The organism is Pseudomonas sp. 910_21, from assembly GCF_052850735.1.
This window is the reverse complement of the sequence record NZ_VXCY01000009.1, coordinates 310,344-332,258: the sequence shown is the minus strand read 5'-3', so window position 1 is coordinate 332,258 and position 21,915 is coordinate 310,344. Positions and strand designations below refer to the sequence as shown.

19 protein-coding genes and 2 pseudogenes are annotated in these 21,915 nt (G+C 65.1%); 15 read left to right on the top strand and 6 right to left on the bottom strand.

Features of this window, described 5'->3' with window-relative positions:
* The first annotated feature begins 337 nt into the window (after positions 1-337).
* The 9 genes and pseudogenes from FW796_RS26770 (at position 338) to FW796_RS26730 (ending at position 8,399) form a co-directional block, all read left to right on the top strand.
* On the top strand, positions 338-979 hold the full coding sequence (locus tag FW796_RS26770) for a DUF1345 domain-containing protein (protein ID WP_404937007.1): 642 nt from the start codon (positions 338-340) through the stop codon (positions 977-979).
* Between the two features lie 78 nt (positions 980-1,057).
* On the top strand, positions 1,058-1,897 hold the full coding sequence (locus tag FW796_RS26765) for an AraC family transcriptional regulator (protein ID WP_346635387.1): 840 nt from the start codon (positions 1,058-1,060) through the stop codon (positions 1,895-1,897).
* 50 nt (positions 1,898-1,947) lie between these two features.
* Positions 1,948-2,556 carry a LysE family translocator gene (locus FW796_RS26760; RefSeq protein WP_446440368.1) on the top strand — a complete coding sequence of 203 codons (609 nt, stop codon included), beginning with the start codon at positions 1,948-1,950 and terminating at the stop codon, positions 2,554-2,556.
* 81 nt (positions 2,557-2,637) lie between these two features.
* A pseudogene (locus FW796_RS26755) lies at positions 2,638-2,955 on the top strand (alpha/beta hydrolase fold domain-containing protein); the annotation flags it as partial.
* A gap of 156 nt (positions 2,956-3,111) precedes the next feature.
* Positions 3,112-4,137 (top strand): LacI family DNA-binding transcriptional regulator, encoded by a 1,026-nt coding sequence (locus FW796_RS26750; protein WP_446440367.1) that lies wholly within the window; start codon positions 3,112-3,114, stop codon positions 4,135-4,137.
* A gap of 76 nt (positions 4,138-4,213) precedes the next feature.
* Positions 4,214-4,996 carry a sugar phosphate isomerase/epimerase family protein gene (locus FW796_RS26745; protein WP_446440366.1) on the top strand — a complete coding sequence of 261 codons (783 nt, stop codon included), beginning with the start codon at positions 4,214-4,216 and terminating at the stop codon, positions 4,994-4,996.
* Positions 4,989-5,951 (top strand): sugar kinase, encoded by a 963-nt coding sequence (locus FW796_RS26740; protein WP_346635391.1) that lies wholly within the window; start codon positions 4,989-4,991, stop codon positions 5,949-5,951. The genes FW796_RS26745 and FW796_RS26740 overlap by 8 nt, the downstream gene beginning before the upstream one ends.
* A gap of 138 nt (positions 5,952-6,089) precedes the next feature.
* The gene (locus tag FW796_RS26735; protein WP_446440365.1) at positions 6,090-7,385 is read left to right on the top strand and encodes an MFS transporter; all 1,296 of its coding nucleotides are present in this window, start codon (positions 6,090-6,092) and stop codon (positions 7,383-7,385) included.
* 18 nt (positions 7,386-7,403) lie between these two features.
* Positions 7,404-8,399 carry a 2-hydroxyacid dehydrogenase gene (locus tag FW796_RS26730; RefSeq protein ID WP_346635393.1) on the top strand — a complete coding sequence of 332 codons (996 nt, stop codon included), beginning with the start codon at positions 7,404-7,406 and terminating at the stop codon, positions 8,397-8,399.
* Between the two features lie 121 nt (positions 8,400-8,520).
* Here FW796_RS26730 and FW796_RS26725 read toward each other — a convergent pair whose 3' ends face one another.
* The 3 genes and pseudogenes from FW796_RS26725 to FW796_RS26715 all read right to left on the bottom strand — a co-directional run.
* Entirely contained in the window at positions 8,521-9,720 is a 1,200-nt protein-coding gene (locus FW796_RS26725; RefSeq protein WP_346635394.1) for a pyridoxal phosphate-dependent aminotransferase, read from the bottom strand.
* A gap of 85 nt (positions 9,721-9,805) precedes the next feature.
* A complete protein-coding gene (locus FW796_RS26720; protein WP_446440374.1) occupies positions 9,806-10,510 on the bottom strand; it encodes a methyl-accepting chemotaxis protein in 705 nt (234 codons plus the stop codon).
* A 201-nt stretch (positions 10,511-10,711) separates the two neighbouring features.
* Positions 10,712-11,431, bottom strand: a pseudogene (locus FW796_RS26715) (MCP four helix bundle domain-containing protein); the annotation flags it as partial.
* A gap of 379 nt (positions 11,432-11,810) precedes the next feature.
* On the opposite strand from FW796_RS26715, the gene hpaB reads away from it, so the two are divergent.
* Both hpaB and hpaC read left to right on the top strand, forming a co-directional pair.
* A complete protein-coding gene (hpaB, locus tag FW796_RS26710) occupies positions 11,811-13,373 on the top strand; it encodes a 4-hydroxyphenylacetate 3-monooxygenase, oxygenase component (protein WP_346635396.1) in 1,563 nt (520 codons plus the stop codon).
* Positions 13,374-13,610: 237 nt separating this feature from the next.
* Positions 13,611-14,123 carry a 4-hydroxyphenylacetate 3-monooxygenase, reductase component gene (gene hpaC, locus FW796_RS26705; protein WP_123725454.1) on the top strand — a complete coding sequence of 171 codons (513 nt, stop codon included), beginning with the start codon at positions 13,611-13,613 and terminating at the stop codon, positions 14,121-14,123.
* A gap of 17 nt (positions 14,124-14,140) precedes the next feature.
* Here hpaC and FW796_RS26700 read toward each other — a convergent pair whose 3' ends face one another.
* Positions 14,141-14,491 carry a VOC family protein gene (locus FW796_RS26700; RefSeq protein ID WP_346635397.1) on the bottom strand — a complete coding sequence of 117 codons (351 nt, stop codon included), beginning with the start codon at positions 14,489-14,491 and terminating at the stop codon, positions 14,141-14,143.
* A gap of 83 nt (positions 14,492-14,574) precedes the next feature.
* The gene (locus FW796_RS26695) at positions 14,575-15,426 is read right to left on the bottom strand and encodes a helix-turn-helix domain-containing protein (RefSeq protein ID WP_404937010.1); all 852 of its coding nucleotides are present in this window, start codon (positions 15,424-15,426) and stop codon (positions 14,575-14,577) included.
* Between the two features lie 214 nt (positions 15,427-15,640).
* On the opposite strand from FW796_RS26695, the gene FW796_RS26690 reads away from it, so the two are divergent.
* The 4 genes from FW796_RS26690 (at position 15,641) to FW796_RS26675 (ending at position 20,026) form a co-directional block, all read left to right on the top strand.
* Positions 15,641-16,618, top strand: a complete 978-nt coding sequence (locus tag FW796_RS26690; RefSeq protein WP_346635399.1) for a helix-turn-helix transcriptional regulator — start codon at positions 15,641-15,643, stop codon at positions 16,616-16,618.
* A 136-nt stretch (positions 16,619-16,754) separates the two neighbouring features.
* Complete coding sequence (locus FW796_RS26685; RefSeq protein ID WP_346635400.1) at positions 16,755-17,627, top strand: transporter; 873 nt, start codon at positions 16,755-16,757, stop codon at positions 17,625-17,627.
* Positions 17,628-17,651: 24 nt separating this feature from the next.
* Complete coding sequence (locus tag FW796_RS26680; protein WP_446440364.1) at positions 17,652-18,842, top strand: MFS transporter; 1,191 nt, start codon at positions 17,652-17,654, stop codon at positions 18,840-18,842.
* A 62-nt stretch (positions 18,843-18,904) separates the two neighbouring features.
* Entirely contained in the window at positions 18,905-20,026 is a 1,122-nt protein-coding gene (locus FW796_RS26675; protein WP_446440363.1) for a class II histone deacetylase, read from the top strand.
* 648 nt (positions 20,027-20,674) lie between these two features.
* Here FW796_RS26675 and FW796_RS26670 read toward each other — a convergent pair.
* Positions 20,675-21,682, bottom strand: a complete 1,008-nt coding sequence (locus tag FW796_RS26670; RefSeq protein ID WP_346635403.1) for a helix-turn-helix domain-containing protein — start codon at positions 21,680-21,682, stop codon at positions 20,675-20,677.
* Positions 21,683-21,915: the final 233 nt, after the last annotated feature.

Below are 21,915 nucleotides of genomic sequence, written 5' to 3'. Positions count from 1 at the left end.
CCCCCGGAGCAATGCCGAAGCGAGGGAACCCCGAGCCCCAGCGAGGGGCCCATGGAGGGGCAAGCGTTTTTGCTTACTTTTTTGGCGTTTGAAAAAAGTGAGTCGCCGTAAGGGCGAAACCATAAGTGGCCACACCCGCAGCACCGGATATGTACCCCAACCCCGCTGTAAGAGCGAAACCGCCAGCGGCCACACCCGCAGCAACGGATATGTACCCCACCCCCAAGCCATCAAGACGAACCCGCCAGCCGCCACACCCGCAGCAACCACTATGCCCCCCGATCCAAATCCCCCCACATGCTAATGTTCCCCCTCTGCCCAGAAGCTGCGAGCCCCCATGTCTTTCGTGATCCGAACCCACCCCCGCTTGACCATCGGCGTACTGATCGGCTGTGCCATCGGCCTCCTCGCCCCCGCCCAGACCCTGACCGGCAAGATCCTCATCGGCTGGAACGCCGCGGTCTGGACCTACCTGGCGCTGATGTTCTGGCTGACCGTGCGGGCCCAGGCCGAGGACGTGAAACGCATCGCCGAAGTCGAGGACGAAAACGCCGGGCTGGTGCTGTTGATCGTCTGCGTCGCCGCCATCGCCAGTCTGGTGACCATTACCCTGGAACTGGTGGGCAGCAAGGATCTGGATACCACTCAGCGCCTGCTGCATTACGGCTTCACCGGGCTCACGGTGATCGGTTCCTGGTTGCTGGTGGGGGTGATCTTCAGCGTGCATTACGCCCGCCTTTACTACACCTGGAACGGTAAGGAGCCGGCCCTGCGCTTCGCCGAGGAACTGACTACGCCGAACTATTGGGACTTCCTCTACTTCTCCTTCACCATCGGCGTGGCGGTACAGACTTCGGACGTCGGCGTGGCCACCCGCGAGCTGCGCAAGATCGTCCTCGCCCAATCCTTGATCGGCTTTGTGTTCAACACCGCGATCCTCGGCTTTTCCATCAATATCGCCGCCGGGCTGTTCAGCTGAAGCTGCACAAAACTTCTAGACCCAAGCCCTGGCACAGGCGCTAACTGCCAGGGTTGAACCTCGCTTTTCAGGTAGCCCATGACCGCCGACAACTGGATCGATCTGGCCCAGGACGCCGACACCGGCATCGAGACCCTGCGCGCCCATTTCACTGGCCACGCCTATGACCCTCACTGGCATGACAGCTATCTGGTGGGCGTCACCGAGCAAGGGGTGCAGCAGTTCAATTGCCGTCGGGCCCGGCACCAGAGCACACCGGGCAAGGTGTTCCTGCTGGAGCCCGGGGAAATTCACGATGGCGAGGCGCCCACCGCGGGCGGTTTCACCTATCGCATGCTGTACCTGGACCCACAGTGGCTGGAGCGGGAACTGGGGGCGCTGTTTGCCGAGGCGCCGGCCAATACCCAGCTGGGCTTCGGCACGACCCTGGCCAGTGACCCGCGCCTGGCCCAGGCCACCAGCGCCGCCTTTCACAGCCTGCATCACGGTGAACTGCGGATTGTCCGCCAGAGCGCCCTGGACCAGTTGCTCGAACAATTGACCGGGCATCTGCATTGGCGCCAGCGCTATGGCCAGGACCCGCGCCTGCCGCTGGTGGCGCAACGGGCCCGGGACTACTTGCATGCCCAGCTGTGCCAGGACTTGAGCCTGGACGCTCTGAGCCGGGCCTGTGGAGTTGACCGTTTTCGCTTGAGCCGCGCCTTCAAGGCGGCTTTCGGCTTGCCGCCCCACGCCTATCTGGTGCAACTGCGCCTGAGCCGGGCCCGGCGCCTGCTGGCTGGCGGCGCAGCCCCGGCGGACGTGGCCACGGCCCTGGGTTTTGCCGACCAGAGTCATCTGGGGCGCTGGTTCATGCGTGCCTATGGCCTGAGTCCGGCGCTGTACCGCAAGCGCTGCACAAAGCTTCCAGACGCTTGACGGGCCGACGGCGAAGATCACCTTCTCGATCTTCTCTGGAGTTGCCGGCCATGTCCCCTTCCATCTCGACCCTGCTGCCGTTCGTGCTGTTCGCCTTTGTCGCCTCCATCACCCCGGGGCCCACCAATATCCTGGTGTTGAGCAACAGCGCCCGCTATGGCCTGCGGGCCGCGCCGCCGATCATCCTCGGTGCCGCCTTGGCCGCGGCGAGTATCGTGCTCCTGGTCGGCAGTGGTTTGGGTGACTGGCTGGGGCGCCTGCCCGAAGTCCGGCAGAGCATGCAGTGGGCCGGTCTGTTGTGGCTGAGCTGCCTGGCCTGGCAGATCTGGCGGGCACCGGCCACGAACCTGGACGCCAATGGCCACGGCCGGCGCCTGGGGCTGCTGGGGGCCGCGGCCTTGCAACTGGTGAACCCCAAGACCTGGATGATGGCCCTGGCGGTGGTCAGTGTGTTCGCCGGCAATGGCGCCGAGCGCCAGGCCCGGGTGCTATGCCTGTCCCTGGTGTTCTTCTTCGTCGCCCTGCCCTGCCTCGGCACCTGGGCCCTGCTGGGTGCCGGCTCCGCCCGCTGGTTAGGGTCGCCCAGGGCGCTGCAACGCTTCAACCGCGCCATGGCCCTGCTGTTGCTGATCGCTACCTGGATGAGCCTGTGGGCGTGAGCGCGCCCAGGCAGTCGTCACCGTGCAAAAGCCGGTCGCCACAGAGCGTTTCCCGGACCGTTGGCGCCACGTAAGGTGGCCAGCAGCAGCGACTTGGACTGTTTCCAGGCGCTGTACCTGCCCGGGCCCGAACAAAGGTCGCCCTACGCCCGGCCGCTGCTGGCAGAGGACCTCAGTAACCTACCGGCGGCCTTTATCGCCCTGGCACAGTTCGACCCTTTGCGCGATGACGGCCAGTGCTATCACCAGCGCCTGTTGCACGCCGGCGTCACCAGCCAGCTGTACCCGGGCCTGGGCCTGGTGCACGGCTGCTTGCGGGCCAGAGGGCTGGTGGCGGAAGTCGATGAGCTGTATGACGCCCTGCTGCAGGCCCTGCGCCCATGCCTTGAGCAACCCTGAGCCCCTACCGTTGGTCAGCCACCTTCAGCGCTGATGCAGATTTATCGATGCTTCGCCCTTGACGACAGAATGGGTTTTGCGGTTTCCTGAAACCGGTTTCAGCGCCGCACTCGGAAGGACTGCAAACCGATAATTCCAAGAATAAGGTCGTCGCCCGTGAATCAGTTTTCCGCCGCCCAGCGCAGCCGCGTCACCATGCTCGATGTTGCCCGTCATGCCGGGGTCTCCAAGGCCAGCGTGTCGCGCTTTATCGGCGAAGACCGGGCCCTGCTCTCCGATGCCATTGCCTTGCGCATCGAGCAGGCCATCAGCGCGCTGGGCTACCGCCCGAACCAGATGGCCCGCGGCCTGAAACGCGGGCGCACCCGCCTGATCGGCATGCTGGTGGCCGATATCCGCAACCCCTACTCGATTGCCGTGATGCACGGCGTGGAAACCGCCTGCCGCCAGCACGGCTACAGCCTGGTGGTGTGCAACACCGACCGTGACGATCAGCAGGAAGCCCAGCACCTGGCCAACCTGCGGGCCTACAACATCGAAGGCCTGATCGTGAACACCCTGGGTCATCACCTGGAGCAGTTGCTGGAGTTGCAGCAGGAAATGCCCATGGTCCTGGTGGACCGCAAGCTTGAATCACTGCACGCCGATCTGGTGGGCCTGGACAACCCGGCGGCGGTGCACAGCGCCGTCGAGCACCTGGAACAACAGGGTTATCGCGACCTGCTGCTGGTCAGCGAACCCCATGACGGCACCAGCTCACGGCTCGAACGCAGCGCCGCCTTCCAGGACGAGGTCGCCCGGCGCCCGGCCTTGCGCGGCCAGTCACTGGAGACCGGCGAGACCCTGGCCCGCCATCTGAAAGACTTTCTCGACGCTCCAGGCCCCGGCCCCAAGGCGCTGTTCTGCGCCAATGGCGTGGCGGCCCTGGCGGCGACCCGGGTCCTGCGTGAACTCCAATGCCCGTTATTCGACGGCATCGGCCTGATCGCCCTCGACGACCTGGACTGGTACCCCCTGGTGGGCAGCGGCATCAGTGCCCTGGCCCAACCCACCGAGGCCATAGGCACCGCCGCTTTCGAATGCCTGCTCAAGCGCCTGCGAGGCGATGCCGGCCCGGCGCGGGTGCTGGACTTTGCGGCGCAACTGATGATTCGCGGCTCCACCCGAAAACACTCTGTGTAGTCCTGGGAACCCCTGCATTGCAGCGCGTCCCGGGTTTTCTCGAATAAAAATGAAACCGGTTTCAGAGGTCTGAAGCATGCATCAATCTCCCGTCTCCATCAGTCTGTCCAGCTACGGCGCGGATCTGGTCCGCCGGCACGGCCAGGGCCATTTCATTGCCCTGGTGGCCGCCGCCGGCGCTTCGTGCATCGAATGGCGCGAAGAACTGCTGACCCACGAGAAACCCGAGGAGCTGGCCCGCAGCGCCCGGGAACAGGGCCTGGAAAGCGTGTTTTCCTCGCCGCTGGAGCTGTGGCCGGCCGAGCACAGCGAACCCAATCCCGAACTGTCCGCCACCCTGCAGCGGGCCCGGGCGTTCGGCGCCAAGCGGCTCAAAGTGTCCCTCGGCCACTTCACCGAACATCACGACCTGCACAGCCTGGCCAGCCTGCTCTCAGGCCAGCCCCTCGCCCTGCTGGTGGAAAACGACCAGACCGCCCATGGCGGGCGCATCGAGCCCTTCCAGCGTTTTTTCAACGCCGTGCAAGGGTGGAACCTGCCCCTGCGCATGACCTTCGATATCGGCAACTGGGAGTGGCAAGAGCAGTCGGCGCTGACGGCCGCGCACTTGTTGGGCCGGCATGTGGACTACGTGCACTGCAAGGCAGTGCGCCTGCGGGTCGACGGCAAGCGTGTAGCCCTACCGCCCGGCGCCCCACAGTTGCAGCAGTGGGAACAACTGCTGCGGCACATGACTCAAGGTATTACCCGGGCAGTGGAATACCCCCTGCAAGGCGACGACCTGCTGCAAGTAACCACCGAGCAGGTCGACCTGCTGGCCCGCCTCGGCCAGTGGCGACTGGAGCCAGCCGATGTCTGAGATCGATATTCTGTCCTTCGGGGAAACCATGGCCATGTTCGTCGCCGAGCACAGCGGCGACTTGGCCCGGGTCGAGCACTTTCACAAGCGCATTGCCGGTGCCGACAGCAACGTGGCCATCGGCCTGTCGCGCCTGGGTTTCAAGGTGGCCTGGCTGAGCCGGGTCGGCAACGACTCCCTCGGGCGTTTCGTGCTCGACACCTTGCAGGCCGAAGGCCTGGACTGCCGCTTCGTGCGCCGCGACCCGCTGCACCCCACGGGCTTTCAGCTCAAGTCCCGCGAGGAAACCGGCGACGATCCACGGGTCGAGTACTTCCGCCGTGGCTCGGCCGCCAGCCACCTGAGCCTCGACGATCTGGCTCCGGCCCTGCTCCAGGCCCGCCATCTGCATGCCACCGGCATTCCCCCGGCGCTGTCGGAGTCGGCCCGGGAGCTGTCCGGCCACCTGATGCAGACCCAGCGCGCCAGCGGCCGCAGCGTGTCTTTCGACCCCAATCTGCGTCCCGGCCTGTGGGCCAGCGAGGCTCTGATGATTCGCGAGATCAACCGCCTGGCGGCCCTGGCCCACTGGGTGCTGCCGGGCTTGAGCGAGGGGCGCCTGCTCACCGGGCGGGACGACCCGGCGGACATCGCCGCCTTCTACCTGGACCAGGGCGCCGAAGCGGTGGTGATCAAGCTCGGTGCCCATGGCGCCTACTACCGCACCCATCTGGATGCCGGCTTCGTCGACGGCGTACCGGTGGCCCAGGTGGTGGACACCGTAGGTGCCGGCGATGCCTTCGCCGTGGGCCTGATCAGTGCCCTGCTGGAAAGCCGCAGCGTGATCGAGGCGGTACAGCGGGCCAACTGGGTCGGCAGCCGCGCCGTACAAAGCCGTGGCGACATGGAAGGCCTGCCCTTGCGCCACGAACTACCGGAGCACACGCCCGCCCTGAAAACCGCCAGCGCCCTGTAGGAGCTGGCTTGCCAGCGAAGTTGCCCGCCAGGGCGATACAAGGCTAAAGGGCCTCTTCGCCGGCAAGCCGGCTGCTACGGAAAACGAAAACCAAGAACCACCTGTTGCGACAAAAACAACAAGCTCAGGAGAACTTTCATGGACACGCTCAAACTCGCCGCCCGCCGCTGGTGGTACATCATGCCCATCGTCTTCATCACCTACAGCCTGGCCTACCTGGACCGCGCCAACTACGGCTTCGCCGCCGCCTCCGGGATGGCCAATGACTTGCAGATCACCCCGGGGCTGTCATCGCTGCTGGGGGCGCTGTTCTTCCTCGGCTACTTCTTCTTCCAGGTGCCGGGGGCGATCTACGCGCAAAAACGCAGCGTGAAGAAACTGATCTTCGTCAGCCTGATTCTCTGGGGCGGGCTGGCCACCCTCACCGGCATCGTGTCCAACGCCTACATGCTGATCGCCATCCGCTTCATGCTCGGGGTGGTGGAAGCCGCGGTGATGCCGGCGATGCTGGTGTACCTGTGCCACTGGTTCACCCGCGCCGAACGCTCCCGGGCCAACACTTTCCTGATCCTCGGCAACCCGATGACCATGCTCTGGATGTCGGTGGTCTCGGGCTACCTGGTGGAGCATTTCAGCTGGCGCTGGATGTTCATCATCGAAGGCTTGCCGGCGGTGATCTGGGCCTTTATCTGGTGGCGCCTGGCCGATGACCGGCCCAGCCAGGCCCAGTGGCTCAGCAACCAGGAGAAGCAGGACCTGGAAAGCGCCCTGGCCGCCGAACAGCAGGGCATCAAGGCGGTGAAGAACTACGCCGAGGCCTTCCGCTCGCCCAAGGTGATCATTCTCGCGCTGCAGTTCTTCTGCTGGAGCATCGGGGTCTACGGTTTCGTCCTGTGGCTGCCATCGATCCTCAAGCACGGCGCGCAAATGGACATGGTGGAGGCCGGCTGGCTCTCGGCCCTGCCCTATCTGGCGGCAGTGATTGCCATGCTCGTGGTGTCCTGGGGCTCGGACCGCACCCAGAAGCGCAAGCGCTTCGTCTGGCCGCCACTGCTGGTGGCCGCCATCGCCTTCTACGGCTCCTACCTGCTGGGCGCCGAGCACTTCTGGTGGTCCTACAGCCTGCTGGTGATCGCCGGGGCCTGCATGTACGCGCCTTACGGCCCGTTCTTCGCCATCGTCCCGGAAATTCTCCCGGCCAACGTCGCCGGCGGCGCCATGGCCCTGATCAACAGCATGGGCGCCCTGGGCTCGTTCGGCGGCTCCTACCTGGTGGGCTACCTGAACAGCGCCACCGGCTCGCCGGGGATGTCCTACCTGCTGATGAGCGGCGCCCTGCTGCTCTCGGTGCTGCTGACCCTGCTGCTCAACCCCGGTGCCAGTGCCCCCCAGGCCAAGGGCCTGCCCCTGCGTCGCCGTCTGGCCCACCCCTGAATTGCCACCGAGACCCTCATGAAAAAACACCTGGTGCTGTACAAGAAACTCTCACCGTCGCTGATGGCCCGCCTGCAGGAACAGACCGAGGTCACCCTGATCGAAGACCTGGGGCCCAGCGGCCTCAAGGCCCTGCGCCAGGCCCTGCCCAGCGCCGATGGCCTGCTGGGGGCGAGCCTGCGCCTGGACGCCGACCTGCTGGACCTGGCGCCGCGCCTGCAAGCGGTGGCCAGTGTCTCGGTGGGGGTCGACAACTACGACATCGACTACCTGACCCAACGGGGGATTTTGCTCAGCAACACCCCGGACGTGCTCACCGAAACCACCGCCGACACCGGTTTCGCCCTGATCCTGGCCACCGCCCGGCGTGTGGTGGAGCTGGCCAATATGGTTCGCGCCGGGCAATGGAACCGCAACATCGGCCCACTGCATTTCGGCAGCGACGTGCACGGCAAGACCCTGGGCATCATCGGCATGGGCCGCATTGGCGAGGCGCTGGCCCAGCGTGGGCATTTCGGCTTCGGCATGCCGCTGATCTACCACAGCAACAGCCCCAAGCCCGCGGTGGAGCAACGTTTCAATGCCCGCTACCGGAGCCTGGAGCAACTGCTGCAAGAAGCCGACTTCGTCTGCCTGACCTTGCCCTTGACCGAGAAGACCCAAGGACTGATTGGCCGTCGGGAGCTGGCGTTGATGCGCCCGGAGAGCATCTTCATCAATATTTCCCGGGGCAAGGTGGTGGACGAAGCAGCCTTGATCGAAGCCTTGCAGGAGCGACGGATACGGGGCGCCGGGCTGGACGTGTTCGAACGCGAACCGCTGGATCACCGTTCACCGCTGCTGCAGTTGCCCCATGTGGTGGCCACTCCGCACATCGGTTCGGCCACCCACGAAACCCGCGAAGCCATGGCCCGCTGCGCGGTGGACAACCTGCTGGCGGCCCTGTCGGGACAGCGCCCGCCCAATCTGGTGAACACCGCCGCGTGGACCACCAAGACACGGCAGGCCGGATAACGGCTTGACAACAACACAGCGCCCCCTTGTAGAAGCTGGCGTGCCAGCGAAGGCGCCCGCCAGAGCACCACAAGGCCCAAGGCCCTCTTCGCCGGCAAGCGCAACGCCGCCCGACAGGCGCCTACGGGTGGCGGGTTGGGGGGCGGCGTTCGAGGAGTTCGCCGGTGCAGCGGGCAATGCGCCGGCAGGCCTCGGCCAGGCGTTCGCAATCCAGCACCAGGCCTATGCGAATGTGGCCTGCCGCGCTGGGACCAAAGGCCTCTCCGGCCAGTACCGAAACCCCGTAGCCCTCCAACAGGCAGTCGGCAAAGGCCTGGGCGTCCAGCCCGGTGCAGCGTATATCCACCATGACGAACATGCCGCCATCCGGGCAGATCGGGGTCAGCCCCGGACACTGGCCCAGCAGCGTGCACACCAGGTCCCGACGCCGACGGTACTCGTCGCGCATCTGCGCCAGCTCCGGCAGGTCGCGGTCCAGGGCCACCACCGCGGCGTTCTGCACAAAGTCCGGCAGGCCATACAGCATGCACAGGGCCAGATTGCTCAGGTGCCCGACCAGGGCCGGCGGGGCAATCACCCAACCCACCCGCCAGCCACTCATGGCATGGGACTTGGACAGGCTGTTAATGGTGGCCGTACGCTCACCCATGCGCGGCAGACTGCCGGGGCTCAAGTGCTGGCCCTCGTACAGCAGGTCGCAATAGACCTCATCGGAAATCAGCCACAAGTCATGCGCAAAGCACAGCCGCGCCAGGGCTTGCCAGTCGTCGAGGGACAGGCTCGCGCCTGATGGGTTGTTCGGGCTGTTGAGCAACATCGCCCGGGTGCGCGGAGTGATCCGCGCCGCCATCTCCCGCGGGTCGACGCGAAACCCCTGCTCGGCCCGCACCGGCACCGGCACGATGCGCGCCCCGCAGGCACCGAATACGCCTTCGTAGGTGACATACATGGGCTCGGCCACCAGCACCTCGTCCCCGGGATTGAGCAGGCACTGGGCCACGGAAAACACCGCACATTGGGCGCCCGGCAAAACCACCACATGCTCGGCGTCGACAATCTGCCCGCTGCGCTGATGATGGCGACGGGCAATGCAGCTGCGCAGGGCCAGGTTGCCGCGCACGTCCGAATAGTGGGTATCACCGGCCAGCAAGCTGTCGATTGCTGCCTGGACCACGGGCTTGGGGGTATCGAAATCCGGGTCGCCGATGGTCAGCAACAACACATCCCGCCCCTGCTCGCGCAGGGCCAGGGCCCGGTAGTGGATGTTCCAGGCTGCGGAACCTTCTCCGACAATCCGTTGGGTCAGGGCTGAGTAGCGCATCGTTTTCTCCATGAAAGATGCTTCAGCCAAAACCCTAGGTGCTGGCGGGGCACTCGTCGAGCGCCCCGCCCCACCGTTCGCGCCCTTAGACCACGAAGCGCGCCACCATGGCGTTGAGATCCACCGCCAGGCGCGACAGCTCATGGCTGGCTGAACTGGTCTGGTTGGCCCCGGCCGCCGACTGGATCGCCAGGTCGCGGATGTTCACCAGGTTGCGGTCCACCTCGCGGGACACCTGGGCCTGCTCTTCCGAGGCACTGGCGATCACCAGGTTGCGTTCGTTGATCTGGTTGATGGACTCGGCGATCTGCTCCAGGGACACGCCAGCGGCGCGGGCCAGTTCCAGGGTGCTCTGGGTCCGCTGATTGCTCTGCTGCATGGACTCCACCGCTTCGCCGGTGCCGTTCTGGATACCGGCCACCATCTTCTCGATTTCCTGGGTCGACTGGGCGGTGCGATGGGCCAGGGCCCGAACCTCATCGGCCACCACGGCAAAGCCGCGCCCGGCCTCACCGGCACGGGCCGCTTCGATGGCGGCGTTGAGCGCCAGCAGGTTGGTCTGTTCGGCGATGGCGCGAATCACGTCCAGCACCTTGCCAATGTCCCGGCCCTGAGTCGCCAGGCCTTCGATCATCACCGAGGTGTTTTGCACGTCGTGGGCCATGGTCTGGATCGCCTCGACGGTCTGCACCACGCGGTCGCGGCCTTCACGGGCGGCCTGGGTCGACTGCTGGGAAGCCTCGGAGGTGGACACCGCGTTGCGTGCCACCTCTTCCACCGCCGCGGTCATTTCGTTGACTGCGGTGGCGGCCTGTTCAATCTCGGTGTTCTGCTGCTGTACGCCGCGAGAGGCCTCCTCGGTCACCGCGCTGAGTTCCTCCGAAGCCGAAGCCAGCTGAGTCGCCGAGCCGGCGATCTGCTCGATGGTGCGGCGCAGGCTGGCCTGCATTTCCGCCAGGGCGCGCAACAGGCGCGCCGGTTCGTCCTTGCCGTCGACCTCGATGGCCTGGCGCAGGTTGCCGCCGGCGATCACCTCGGCGGCGTTGAGGGCCTTGTTCAGGGGGGTGACGATGCTGCGGGTCAACAACAGCGCCAGCACGATGGTCAGCAACGCGGCCAGCAGCGCGACGATGACGATCCCGGCAATGGCACTGTTGTAGTGCTCGCCGGCCGCCTTGGAGGCACTCTTGGCGTCCGCGGCATTGATCGCGATGAGCTTGTTCAACTGCTCACCCATCTGGTCGGTGCCGTCCTTGATCCGGGTGTTGATCAGGGTGCGCAGCTCTTCCAGCTTGTCCTGGCGCGACAGTTCGAGCATCTCCTTCTGCGCCTGCAGGTAGTTGTCCAGGGTCGCGCTGAAGGTCTTGTACAGCGCCACTTCTTCCGGACCCGCCGGCAACGCCGCGTAGCTGGCCTGGGCCTGCTTGGCCTTGTCCACCAGCACGCCGATGCGGGTCTGGGCTTCGGCAAGGCCGGCCGGTTCGCGGTTCACCAGCACGCGAAATGACAGAATCCGCAGGCGCAGGACGTTCTCGGTCAGGTTGCCGAGGTAACCGACGCTGGGCAGCTGATTGCTTTCCATCTCCAGGGACGCGTCGCGGATGATCGACATGCGGTTCACCGCAAACACGCCCAGCACCATGACCAGCAAGGCAATGAAGGCAAAACCGAGGAAAGCACGCGGGGCGATATTCAGGTTACGCAAGGACATAGGGCGAGTCTCGAAGGAGAACGGGGCGGCGAGCATCCATGCCCTTGATCCGCCGACGCATCAGGACTGCATCGACGTGGGACACCATGGAAACAGTGTCCATGGGCCTATCAGAGATATCGGCCGAACTTGAGCTTTCATCTGGCTGATTGGCAAAAATATTTCGAAATGTGACCCCTGTTTCAGGACTGATACAGCACAACGCGAAGTGAATCGATAAAGCAGTGATTCGCTGCTCCGGGACAGTGCGCTGTATCCCGCCCGAGAGCACCAACGCGCCCTATGAAAAGTGCAATTCATTCGCCGTAAAAGCCATTTTTTCAGCGCCCACCCCTGCCCATCATGGTCCCAGTCAATAAAAACAACGCCGAGACTGGATATGAAACCCGAAGACTTTCGTGCCGCAACCAACCGTCCGCTGACCGGTGCCGAATACCTGGCCAGCCTGCGCGACGACCGTGAAATCTACATTTATGGCGACCGGGTCAAGGACGTCACCACCCACCCGGCTTTCCGCAACTCGGCGGCCTCCATGGCCCGTCTGTACGACGCCCTGCACGACCCGGCCACCAAGGAGCAACTGTGCTGGGACACCGACACCGGCAACGGCGGCTACACCCACAAGTTCTTCCGCTCGGCGAAAAGCCCCGATGAACTGCGCCAGCAGCGCGATGCCATCGCCGACTGGTCGCGCCTGACCTATGGCTGGATGGGCCGCAGCCCCGACTACAAGGCCGCCTTCGGCAGTGCCCTGGGGGCCAATCCGGAGTTCTACGGGCGCTTCGCAGACAACGCCCGCACCTGGTACAAGCGCATCCAGGAAGCCTGCCTCTACCTCAATCACGCCATCGTCAATCCGCCCATCGATCGCGACAAACCAGTGGATCAGGTCAAGGACGTGTTCATCTCGGTGGACGAGGAAGTCGAGGGCGGGATCATTGTCAGCGGCGCCAAGGTGGTGGCCACCAACTCGGCCCTGACCCACTACAACTTCGTCGGCCAGGGCTCGGCCCAGCTGTTGGGAGACAACACCGACTTCGCCCTGATGTTCATCGCGCCGATGAACACCCGGGGCATGAAGCTGATCTGCCGCCCCTCCTACGAATTGCAGGCCGGCATGACCGGCTCGCCCTTCGACTACCCGCTGTCCAGCCGCTTCGACGAGAACGACGCGATCCTGATCATGGACAAGGTGTTCATCCCCTGGGAGAACGTGCTGATCTACCGTGACTTCGAGCGCTGCCGCCAGTGGTTCCCGCAAGGTGGTTTTGGCCGGCTGTTCCCGATGCAGGGCTGCACCCGGCTGGCGGTGAAGCTCGATTTCATCACCGGGTTGCTGGTCAAGGCCCTGCAGTGCACCGGCTCCCTGGAGTTTCGCGGGGTCCAGGCCCAGGTCGGCGAAGTGGTGGCCTGGCGCAACCTGTTCTGGTCCCTCACCGACGCCATGCATGGCAACGCCAGCGAATGGATGAACGGCGTCTACCTGCCCAGCACCCAGGCGCTGCAGGCCTACCGGGTCCTGGCGCCCCAGGCCTACACCGACATCAAGAAGATCATCGAGCAAGTGGTGGCCAGCGGCCTGATCTACCTGCCGTCCGGCTCCCGCGATCTCAAGGACCCGGTGCTCAACCAGTACCTCGGCACCTACTGCCGCGGCTCCGGCGGCATGGGCCACGAGGAGCGGATCAAGATTCTCAAATTGCTCTGGGACGCCATCGGCACCGAATTCGGCGGCCGCCACGAGCTGTACGAGATCAACTACGCCGGCAGCCAGGACGAGATCCGCATGCAGTGCCTGCGCCACGCCCAGGCCAGCGGCTCGATGAAGGCCATGACCGACTTGGTGGACAAGTGCCTGGGTGACTACGACCTCGACGGCTGGACCGTTGCGCACCTGACCAACCCCGACGACATCAACATGCTGGACCGCATCCGCCAGTAACCGCTGGCGTCTGGTAGGAGCTGGCTTGCCAGCGAAGGCGACCGCCAGAGCGGCACAAGGCTCAAGGCCCTCTTCGCCGGCAAGCCGGCTCCTACAGGAAAGGCCAATGTCCACCTGTCGTCGTAGGAGCGGGCTTGCCAGCGAAGGCGACCGCCAGAGCGGCGCAAGGCTCAAGACTCTCTTCGCCGGCAAGCTGGCTCCTGCAGCGCAATGCCCTGCGTCCATGAGGAATTCGTTATGTCTGTACTCGATCCCAAGCAACTCGCCTTCCGCAACGCCATGGCCCACATGACCGCTGCGGTCAACGTCATCACCAGCAACGGCCCCGCCGGCCGTTGCGGCATCACCGCCACCGCGGTCTGCTCGGTCACCGACAGCCCGCCGACCCTGATGGTCTGCGTCAACCGCAACAGCGCCCTGAACCCGGTGTTCAAGGGCAACGGCCATTTGTGCATCAACGTCCTCAGCGGCGAACACGAGGAAGTGGCCCGGCACTTCGCCGGCATGACCGGGGTGGCCATGGACCAGCGCTTCGGCCTGCACCCCTGGCGCGACGGCCTGCAGGCCCTGCCGGTGCTGGACGGCGCCCTGGCCAGCCTCCAGGGACGCATCACCGAGGTCCAGGAAATCGGCACCCACTCGGTGATGCTGGTGGAACTGGATGAAATCAGCGTGCGCGAGCAAGGCGACTCGCTGGTGTATTTCAGCCGTTGCTTCCATCGCCTGCAGCGCCCTGGCCAGGCTGCCTGAACAGCTCCCAGCCCTGGCTAGGATTCAAGGAGGTCCGGCTGATGCAGGCCGAAGCACACGCCCTGGGGATCGTGGCACTGGCAGAACCGGCCGAAACCGGGTTCGTGGGGACTGATGTCACCGGCCTGCCCCCCCAGAGCCCGGACCCGGGACACGCTGTCGGCCATGTCGCTGACCCGGAAATACACGACCATGCGCGACTGCGGATCGTCGCCATGGACGCCGACCCGGATCGAGGGCGCCTGCAACCAGGCATCCTCCGTTGCACCTAACCGCTGCGGCGACCAGTCGAACAGGCGCTGGAAAAAAACCAGCGACTGCGAAGCGTCGGCAACCCCGATTTCCACATGAGAAAGACTTCCTGGCATACATCCTCCACGTTCACAGAGACAGAGCCATCACTGTCCGCTGCAAAGGCTCGGCGGGTCTTGAATAAAACTGACCGGGCCACTCAATTCTCCCGGCCTTCGAGCAACGATGCCGGTTTGCCAGGAATATCGGCCCAGCCGCCTCGGGCATAGGCTCCCGGGGAGCAGCCGGCGAATGCCTGGAACTCCCGGGTGAAGTGGCTCTGGTCGCTGTAGCCGCACAGCACCGCAACCTGCACCAGCTCCAGCGCCGGTAGCGATTCCAGCAACTGCTGGGCGCGAGCAAAACGAATATGCCGGGCGCAGGCCTTGGGCCCTTGTCCCAGATGGGCCTTGAAGCGACTGGCGAAATGCCGTCCGCTGCAGCCGGCCTGCCGACTCAGATCAGCGATCGAGGTACCGCCAGCGCTTCGCTGCAGTTCCTCCCAGGCCCGGCGCAGCATCTCGGGCACCTCACGGCGCGAGTTGTGCAAACGCTCGGCAAGAAAGGTTTCGACCCGCTGCAATCGACTCGTCCAGCAAGGGCTTTCTTCCAGTGCCTCGACCAACAAGCCAACCGACGTGCCCCACAGTTCCCGCAGATCCAGCCAAGGGCTGGCAAGCACTTGGCCATCGCCCTGAAACAGGCGATACGCGGCCCAGGGTGGTAGCTCCACCTCGATGCATGAATGCACACCGCGCTGCTCGACGAGCATCGGAGCTGCCGGGCGGCTCACCACGAACGCCTGACACCGCTCCTCGCGCCCATTGGCGGCAAGCCCGTAGGGGGACGCCAGCCCGATGACCAGCTTGACCTGTGGCTGCGCGACCTCAAGTCGCCGCACGGTGCCCGGCAGCGTCTCGCTGAAGCCATACAAGCGACCGCCCCAGGGCCGCAGCCTGACGGCATCAAACCCTGTGACGCAGTGCGAAACAGAGAAAGGCTGCATTGGCATCGAACTCACTCCCAATAGTGATCATGGTTTACCAACTGAAGCATAAGCGACCCGCGCCGCCGGGCCATGGGCCACCTCCTGCATCTGTAGGATGGCGGTGGCCGGCCAAGCCATCGATACTCGCACCAGGCCCTGCCCACGTCCCCCCGGCGTAACGGTCCTCAACCACTTCCGTGACGAAAACAATAACAACGTCGCACAGAGGTAAAGCCCCATGAACCGACCCGATCATGCTCCGGCCAGCCTGTTGCAGGCCTTCAGCGAGCTGACCCTGGAACTGCAGCAACTGGCGCAGAACAAGGACATCGAAAACCTTCACCAGCATGCCCTGGCGCGCATCAGCAAACTCTTGCCCTTCGACAGTGCCTGGTGGGGCCGCGCCGCACTGATCGACGGCTTGCCGGATGAACACAGTTGCTACCTGTACCGCCTGCCACCAAGCTACCTGCCGGACTGGCAATCGATCCGCCACACCGATGTCACCGTCAGCCGGGTCCACGAGGTGCCGGGACGGGCGGTGATCGTCAACATGGCCGATCCGCACAGCGGCCCTGGCCTCAACTGGCTGAGCCGGCTCTATAACATCGGCGAACTGCTGTGCGTGGTGCACATCGATCCCCATACCCAACTGAGCAACCACCTGGCCCTGTACCGTGCCCCTGGCGCCCCGGCTTTCACCCTGGACGACTGCCATGTGCTGAACAACCTGATGCTGCATCTGGTGGCAGCGGTATCGGCCAATCAGATCCGCACCCTGGTGGCCATGCGCGAGAAGCTCACCCGCCCGCGCAACCTGGCCCTGGCCGTGTGCGACCGGCGCGGTGTGCTGCAATGCGCCGAGCGCGGTTTTGTCGATCTGCTGCTCCATGAATGGCCGCAGTGGAACGGTCCGCAACTGCCCATGGCGCTGGACAGCAACGGCTTCGAAGGCAAACGCCTGCAGATCGACTGCTCGGCCGTGGGCGACCTGTACCTGCTGGCCGCCCGCAGCCGCAGCCTCCTGCCCAAACTCAGCCCCCGGGAAAATGCCGTCGCCCAGTGCTTCGGCGACGGCAAGACCTACAAGGAAGTGGCCCGGGACCTGGGTATGTCGCCCAACACCGTGCGCCATCACATTCGCGCCATCTACAGCAAGCTCGGGGTCAAGGACAAGGCGCGCATCGCCCAGTTGCTTCACGCCCCGCCCGACTGACCCCGGCCCCTGACCAGCGCTGATTTGCGCCGTCGCATTTGACGGCCACGGGCTGCCTTTGCCCTTTTTTTGCCCCACTGCCGTGTGCCGGCGAGCCCCTCGCCGAACAACAACGCCAACAAGAGACGCACCGCCCATGACAAGGCTCATTACCCGTACCACCCTGGCCGTGGCTGGCGCCCTGGCCAGCCTGTCGCTCAACGCCGCGGACCTCAACGCCCGGGACTTCTTCGCCGCCCCCGTGGGTACCAGCCTGGGGGTGCTGTACCTCCCGGCCACCCGCGCCGGCGACTTTCACGGCCCGGCCGACAGCACCGGCAAGGCCGAGCTGCGAGTCAATGCCATGGCCTACCGCCAGGTGTTCTTCAGCGACCTGTGCGGCACCCTTTGCACCCCCCAGTTCATCGTGCCCTTCGCCGACATCAACGCTCGCTTGCCCGGCGCCGAACGCCATACCGGGGAAAGCGGCTTCGGCGATCCCCAGGTGGGGGGCACGCTGTTTTTCATCAACCAGCCGCAAACCCGCACCTACAGCGGCCTGTTGACCCTGATCACGCTGCCGGTGGGCGAGTACCACAGCCGTAACCCGGACGTCTCCCCGGGAGCCAATCGCTGGGGCGCGACCTTTGTCTACAACTACACCCAGGGCCTGGGGGAGAAATGGGTGCTGGAGGCCAACCTCGAAGCCCAGTTGTACGGCACCAACGACGACTATTTCGGCAGTGACCTGAAGCAGGACCCGCTCTATCGCCTGCAAGCCTTCGCTTCCTACGACTTCACCCCCAGCACCTACGGCGCCCTGCGCCTGATCCACGCCGATGGCGGTGAACTGCGGATCAACGACCGGCGCATCGACGACACCCACAAGCGCTACACCCAGGTCGGCATCGAGCTCGGGCACTGGCTGGACAAGCGCAACCAGCTGATGTTCAGCCTGTCGCAGAACGTCGCCACCGATAACGGCTTTGCCGGCACCGACGCCCTGCTGCGCCTGGTCCACGTGTTCTGAATCCCTTGCCTTTGGAGCCTGTCCATGAACACCCAGAACCCTGTTTTGAGCGCCACCGCGCCGGCCACCCGCCAACCCCTGGGGCTGCTGGCAGCCATAGTGCTGTTCGCCGCCATCACTCCCGCCGTGCTGCTGATGGCCCCGGCCATCGCCGCCCAACTGGCCAGCCAGTGGCACTTGAGCCCCGCACAGATCGGCGACCTGTTCTCCGCCGAACTGGGCGCCATGAGCCTGGCCACGCTGCCGGCCATCTGGTGGCTGAAACACATCGACTGGCGCCGCGCCGCCCTGTGCAGCGCCGTGCTGTTCATCTGCGCCAACCTGCTGTCGATGCTGGCCCATGACTATTCGCTGCTGCTGATGGCGCGCATTGGTAGTGCCCTGGCCGGCGGCTCGCTGATGATCATCTGCCTGGCCAGCGCTGCCGCCAGCCCCAGCCCCAGCCGTGCCTACGGCTTCTGGGTGATGGGCCAGCTGGTGCTGGGCGCGGTCGGCCTGAGCCTGCTGCCGATGCTCTTCGAACGCTTCGGCCTGGGGGCCTGCTACCTGATCCTGGCGCTGCTGATGACCCTGTGCCTGCCCCTGGCCCGTTGCTTTCCAGCAGGCGCTGCGCGCCCGGCCGTCGACGCCCCGCAAGCCCCGGCGATCTCCTGGCTCAAGGCGAGCCTGGGTATTCTCGGCATCCTCACCTTCTACATCAGCCTCAGCGGCGTCTGGACCTTCATCGGCTCCATCGGCAGCCAGTCCGGCCTCTCGGCGCAGACCAACGGCGACATCCTGGCCATTGCCACCTTGATGGGCATAGTCGGCGCCTTGTGCGCCACCCTGTTCGGCGACCGCTTGCCCCGCAGAGCTCTGCTCCTGCTGGGCTACGGCCTGATGGCCGGCTCGGTGCTGCTGCTTCTGGGGCAGCCGCAGCTGGCGCGCTTCGCGCTGGCGGCGCTGGTGTTCAAGTTCACCTGGACCTTCATCCTGCCGCTGATCCTCGCACGCATGGCAGAGATGGATCGCAGCGGCCGGTTGATGAATGCCTCCAATCTGGTGATCAGCGCCGGCCTGGCCATAGGCCCGACCCTCGCCGGACGCCTGATCGAAAGCAGCGGCGGCTTCCAGGGCCTGTTGCTGGGGGGCGCCGTCATCACCCTGCTGTCCCTGGCCCTGGTACTCAGCTGCCGGCCCGCCCTCCAGGCCCCTTCCCATCCCCAAGGGCGATGACTGCCACCGGGCAGCGCCAGCGTGTCCTTGAACAACACTTTCCTTGAAAAATGGATATCACCATGACCTGTAGAACCGCTTTTTTCTTCGATGAACTCTGCCTGTGGCACAGCGGCGGCCCCCACGTCCTGACGCTCCCGGTAGGCGGCTGGGTCCAGCCGCCGTCTGCCGCCGGGCACGCCGAATCACCGGAAACCAAGCGCCGGCTGAAAAGCCTGATGGATGTCTCCGGCCTGACCCGACAGTTGCACCTGCGCAGTGCCCCAGCAGCCACCGAAGACGACCTGCTGCGGGTCCACAGTGCCGCCTACCTGCAACGTTTCAAGGCCTTGAGCGATGCCGGTGGTGGTCACCTCGGTGACGAGGCGCCGGTGGGCCCCGGCAGTTATGAAATCGCCAAGCTGTCCGCCGGGCTGGCCATGGCCGCCGTGGACGCCGTGCTCAGCGGCGAAGCCGATAACGCCTATTCCCTGTCCCGTCCACCGGGACACCACTGCACCCGCGACCAGGCCATGGGTTTCTGCTTCCTGGCCAACATCGCCATTGCCATCGAGGCCGCCAAGGCCCGTCATGGACTGGGCAAGGTCGCGGTCATCGACTGGGACGTGCACCACGGCAACGGCACCCAGTCGATCTACGAGGAACGGGCCGACGTACTGACCCTGTCCCTGCACCAGGACGGCTGCTTTCCAGCGGGTTACGGCGGTGAACAGGACCGTGGCCGCGGCGCCGGGCTGGGCTGCAACATCAACGTCCCGCTGTTGCCCGGTGGTGGTCATGACGCCTACCTGTACGCCATGCAGCGCATCGTGATACCGGCCCTGGAACGCTTCGAACCCGAGCTGATCATCGTCGCCTGCGGCTATGACGCCAACGCCGTGGACCCATTGGCGCGGATGCTGCTGCACAGCGACTCCTTCCGCGAGATGACCCAGTGCCTGCGGGACGCCGCCGAACGCCTGTGCGGGGGGCGCCTGGTGCTGGTGCATGAAGGCGGCTACTCCGAGGCCTATGTGCCCTTCTGTGGGCTGGCCACCCTGGAGGCGCTGTCGGGCGTGCGCACCGCGGTCAAAGACCCGATGCTGGCCTTCGTGCATCTGCAGCAACCCAAGGAAGCCTTCATAACCTTCCAGCGCCAGTTGCTGGACCGCCAGGCCGAGGCCATAGAGGCCGCCGGTCGCTAAATTCCCTTTGCAGTGGTGGCCGATGATCATCGGTCGCCAACTGTCCGGCAGCGCCCGTCGCCGGACAGCCAGCCTCACGGGCCTTTTCGGCCTTTTCGCCGGCAAGACGGCTCCTACGATCGTGCTGTAGGGGCCGACTGGCCGGCGAAGGCATTCTCTCTGTCCAGCACATTGGTCTCGGCAAAGCTGAAAGGTTTCCTATCCTCTCCTCAGCTACATGACCCTCAGGACAAGCACCTCAACACCCAATAACCCTGCGTGCCGCTGCGCCCCATGCCTTGAAGGCCGGGTGTGCCGCGCGCGCGGGGCTGCCCGTCTGCTTGTCCGCCCCTCCCTCGATGCCAGTGCTGTCCGGCAACGAGTCACTTGCGTTCCCGCTGAGACAAAGGAGATGTCCATGCACCGCAAAACCACGGATTACCTCGACGAAATCGGCTTCTGGCACTGCGCCCGGAGCCGACTGCTGCACCGCGCGGCCCAACTGCGGAACAGCCCCGAGGTCCCGCCGCAACCAAGCCCACCCACGATGCCCAGGGCCGCCCTGGATGACCTGTTGCAGAGGTGCGGCCTGGGGGAGCTCTGTCGCTGCTCCAGGCATGCAACACGAGGTGGTCCCGAAAGCGACTTGCCGGACTCACCCTCCGACTCTCAGGACTGATGGGCACCCGGGGCTGTTACTGGCCACTCCGATAAGGCGCCCTGAGCCCGCGCTTCACTGGGTGTGTGCTGATAACGAGCCTTGAATGCCCGGGCAAAATGCGCCTGGCTGGCAAAGCCATGACGGTAGGCGATTTCACTGATGTCCAGGCCCGCCCCCTGGCTGCTGCAGAGCAGCTGGCGGGCCTGCTGCAGGCGTTTTTCCAGGATGAAGCGGCTGGGCACGGTGTCTTCCATGGCGAACAGCCGGGCCAGGTGCCGGGTAGAAATACCGGTCTGGGCCGCGACCCGTTCGCAGCTCAGGGTCGGGTCCCCCAACTGTTCATGGATGCACTGTTTGGCCGCCAGCAGGTAGGAGGCACTCAGGGCATTGATGGGCCGCTCTCCCACCTGTCCGGCGATGATGCTGGCCAGGAGTTCGAAGGCCTGCTCCTGGTAGGCCTCGGCCTCGCCACACAGCGGCTGCTGGAAAAACGCCCGGGTGTGCTCCCCAAGGGTGCGCAACAACAGGCGCTGGACTCCGCTGTGCACGCTGATCTTCAGCGTCCGGTCGAAACGCTTCAGACAGCGCGCGGCAAACTGCTCCTGGGGAATATCGAAAATGAACTGGCGCATCGCCCCGGAGAAGCCGAACAGGTAAGGCTTGTCGGTGCGGTAGACCACCAGTTCCCCCGGCTCCAGTACCTGGCAGGCGCCGTCCTGATAGAAGAACGAACCGCTGCCGGTGACCAGGGACACGAAGATCGAGTCCTTGGGCACGCCACGGATCATCGAAGTGTCGCGTTCCACCACATGTTCATTGCCAACGATGCGCGCCAGGCGCATGGCACCCAACTGCAGGTTGTCCTGGCTGGCCATGAAACCGTCTTCGGCGTAGGAGTTGCACTTGAGCCCCACCAGGGTGCTGGCGTTGTAGTCCTCCCAGAACCTCAGGCGGTGATCCGGGTCGACCGCCTGGGTGCTGGCGTGCCGGGTTTCGAGCAAGGCGCATGGAGACATTGTTGTTCTTCTCATGGGCGGCGGGATGTTCCCCGGACGGCAAGGCAGTGTCCGGGCACCTGGGCCGCATGATCTGCGGGCTGCGGCCATTCATTAACATCTGAACTATATAGCCTGTCAACTTGAAACGCAGTGGGAGCCGTTCGCCGGAACGACCTCATTACATCGCTATTTTCGGTAGGAAAAATCCCTGTCCGAAACAGACAACAAACCGGTCCGATTCGATCAAACCG

Excerpts from the sequence above, each read along its gene's own strand:
- FW796_RS26770 (WP_404937007.1), top strand. The coding sequence starts at position 338 with ATGTCTTTCGTGATCCGAACCCACCCCCGCTTGACCATCGGCGTACTG.
- FW796_RS26765 (WP_346635387.1), top strand. The coding sequence starts at position 1,058 with ATGACCGCCGACAACTGGATCGATCTGGCCCAGGACGCCGACACCGGC.
- FW796_RS26760 (WP_446440368.1), top strand. The coding sequence starts at position 1,948 with ATGTCCCCTTCCATCTCGACCCTGCTGCCGTTCGTGCTGTTCGCCTTT.
- FW796_RS26745 (WP_446440366.1), top strand. The coding sequence starts at position 4,214 with ATGCATCAATCTCCCGTCTCCATCAGTCTGTCCAGCTACGGCGCGGAT.
- FW796_RS26740 (WP_346635391.1), top strand. The coding sequence starts at position 4,989 with ATGTCTGAGATCGATATTCTGTCCTTCGGGGAAACCATGGCCATGTTC.
- FW796_RS26735 (WP_446440365.1), top strand. The coding sequence starts at position 6,090 with ATGGACACGCTCAAACTCGCCGCCCGCCGCTGGTGGTACATCATGCCC.
- FW796_RS26730 (WP_346635393.1), top strand. The coding sequence starts at position 7,404 with ATGAAAAAACACCTGGTGCTGTACAAGAAACTCTCACCGTCGCTGATG.
- FW796_RS26725 (WP_346635394.1), bottom strand. The coding sequence starts at position 9,720 with ATGCGCTACTCAGCCCTGACCCAACGGATTGTCGGAGAAGGTTCCGCA.
- FW796_RS26720 (WP_446440374.1), bottom strand. The coding sequence starts at position 10,510 with ATGACCGCGGCGGTGGAAGAGGTGGCACGCAACGCGGTGTCCACCTCC.
- hpaB (WP_346635396.1), top strand. The coding sequence starts at position 11,811 with ATGAAACCCGAAGACTTTCGTGCCGCAACCAACCGTCCGCTGACCGGT.
- hpaC (WP_123725454.1), top strand. The coding sequence starts at position 13,611 with ATGTCTGTACTCGATCCCAAGCAACTCGCCTTCCGCAACGCCATGGCC.
- FW796_RS26700 (WP_346635397.1), bottom strand. The coding sequence starts at position 14,491 with ATGCCAGGAAGTCTTTCTCATGTGGAAATCGGGGTTGCCGACGCTTCG.
- FW796_RS26695 (WP_404937010.1), bottom strand. The coding sequence starts at position 15,426 with ATGCCAATGCAGCCTTTCTCTGTTTCGCACTGCGTCACAGGGTTTGAT.
- FW796_RS26690 (WP_346635399.1), top strand. The coding sequence starts at position 15,641 with ATGAACCGACCCGATCATGCTCCGGCCAGCCTGTTGCAGGCCTTCAGC.
- FW796_RS26685 (WP_346635400.1), top strand. The coding sequence starts at position 16,755 with ATGACAAGGCTCATTACCCGTACCACCCTGGCCGTGGCTGGCGCCCTG.
- FW796_RS26680 (WP_446440364.1), top strand. The coding sequence starts at position 17,652 with ATGAACACCCAGAACCCTGTTTTGAGCGCCACCGCGCCGGCCACCCGC.
- FW796_RS26675 (WP_446440363.1), top strand. The coding sequence starts at position 18,905 with ATGACCTGTAGAACCGCTTTTTTCTTCGATGAACTCTGCCTGTGGCAC.
- FW796_RS26670 (WP_346635403.1), bottom strand. The coding sequence starts at position 21,682 with ATGTCTCCATGCGCCTTGCTCGAAACCCGGCACGCCAGCACCCAGGCG.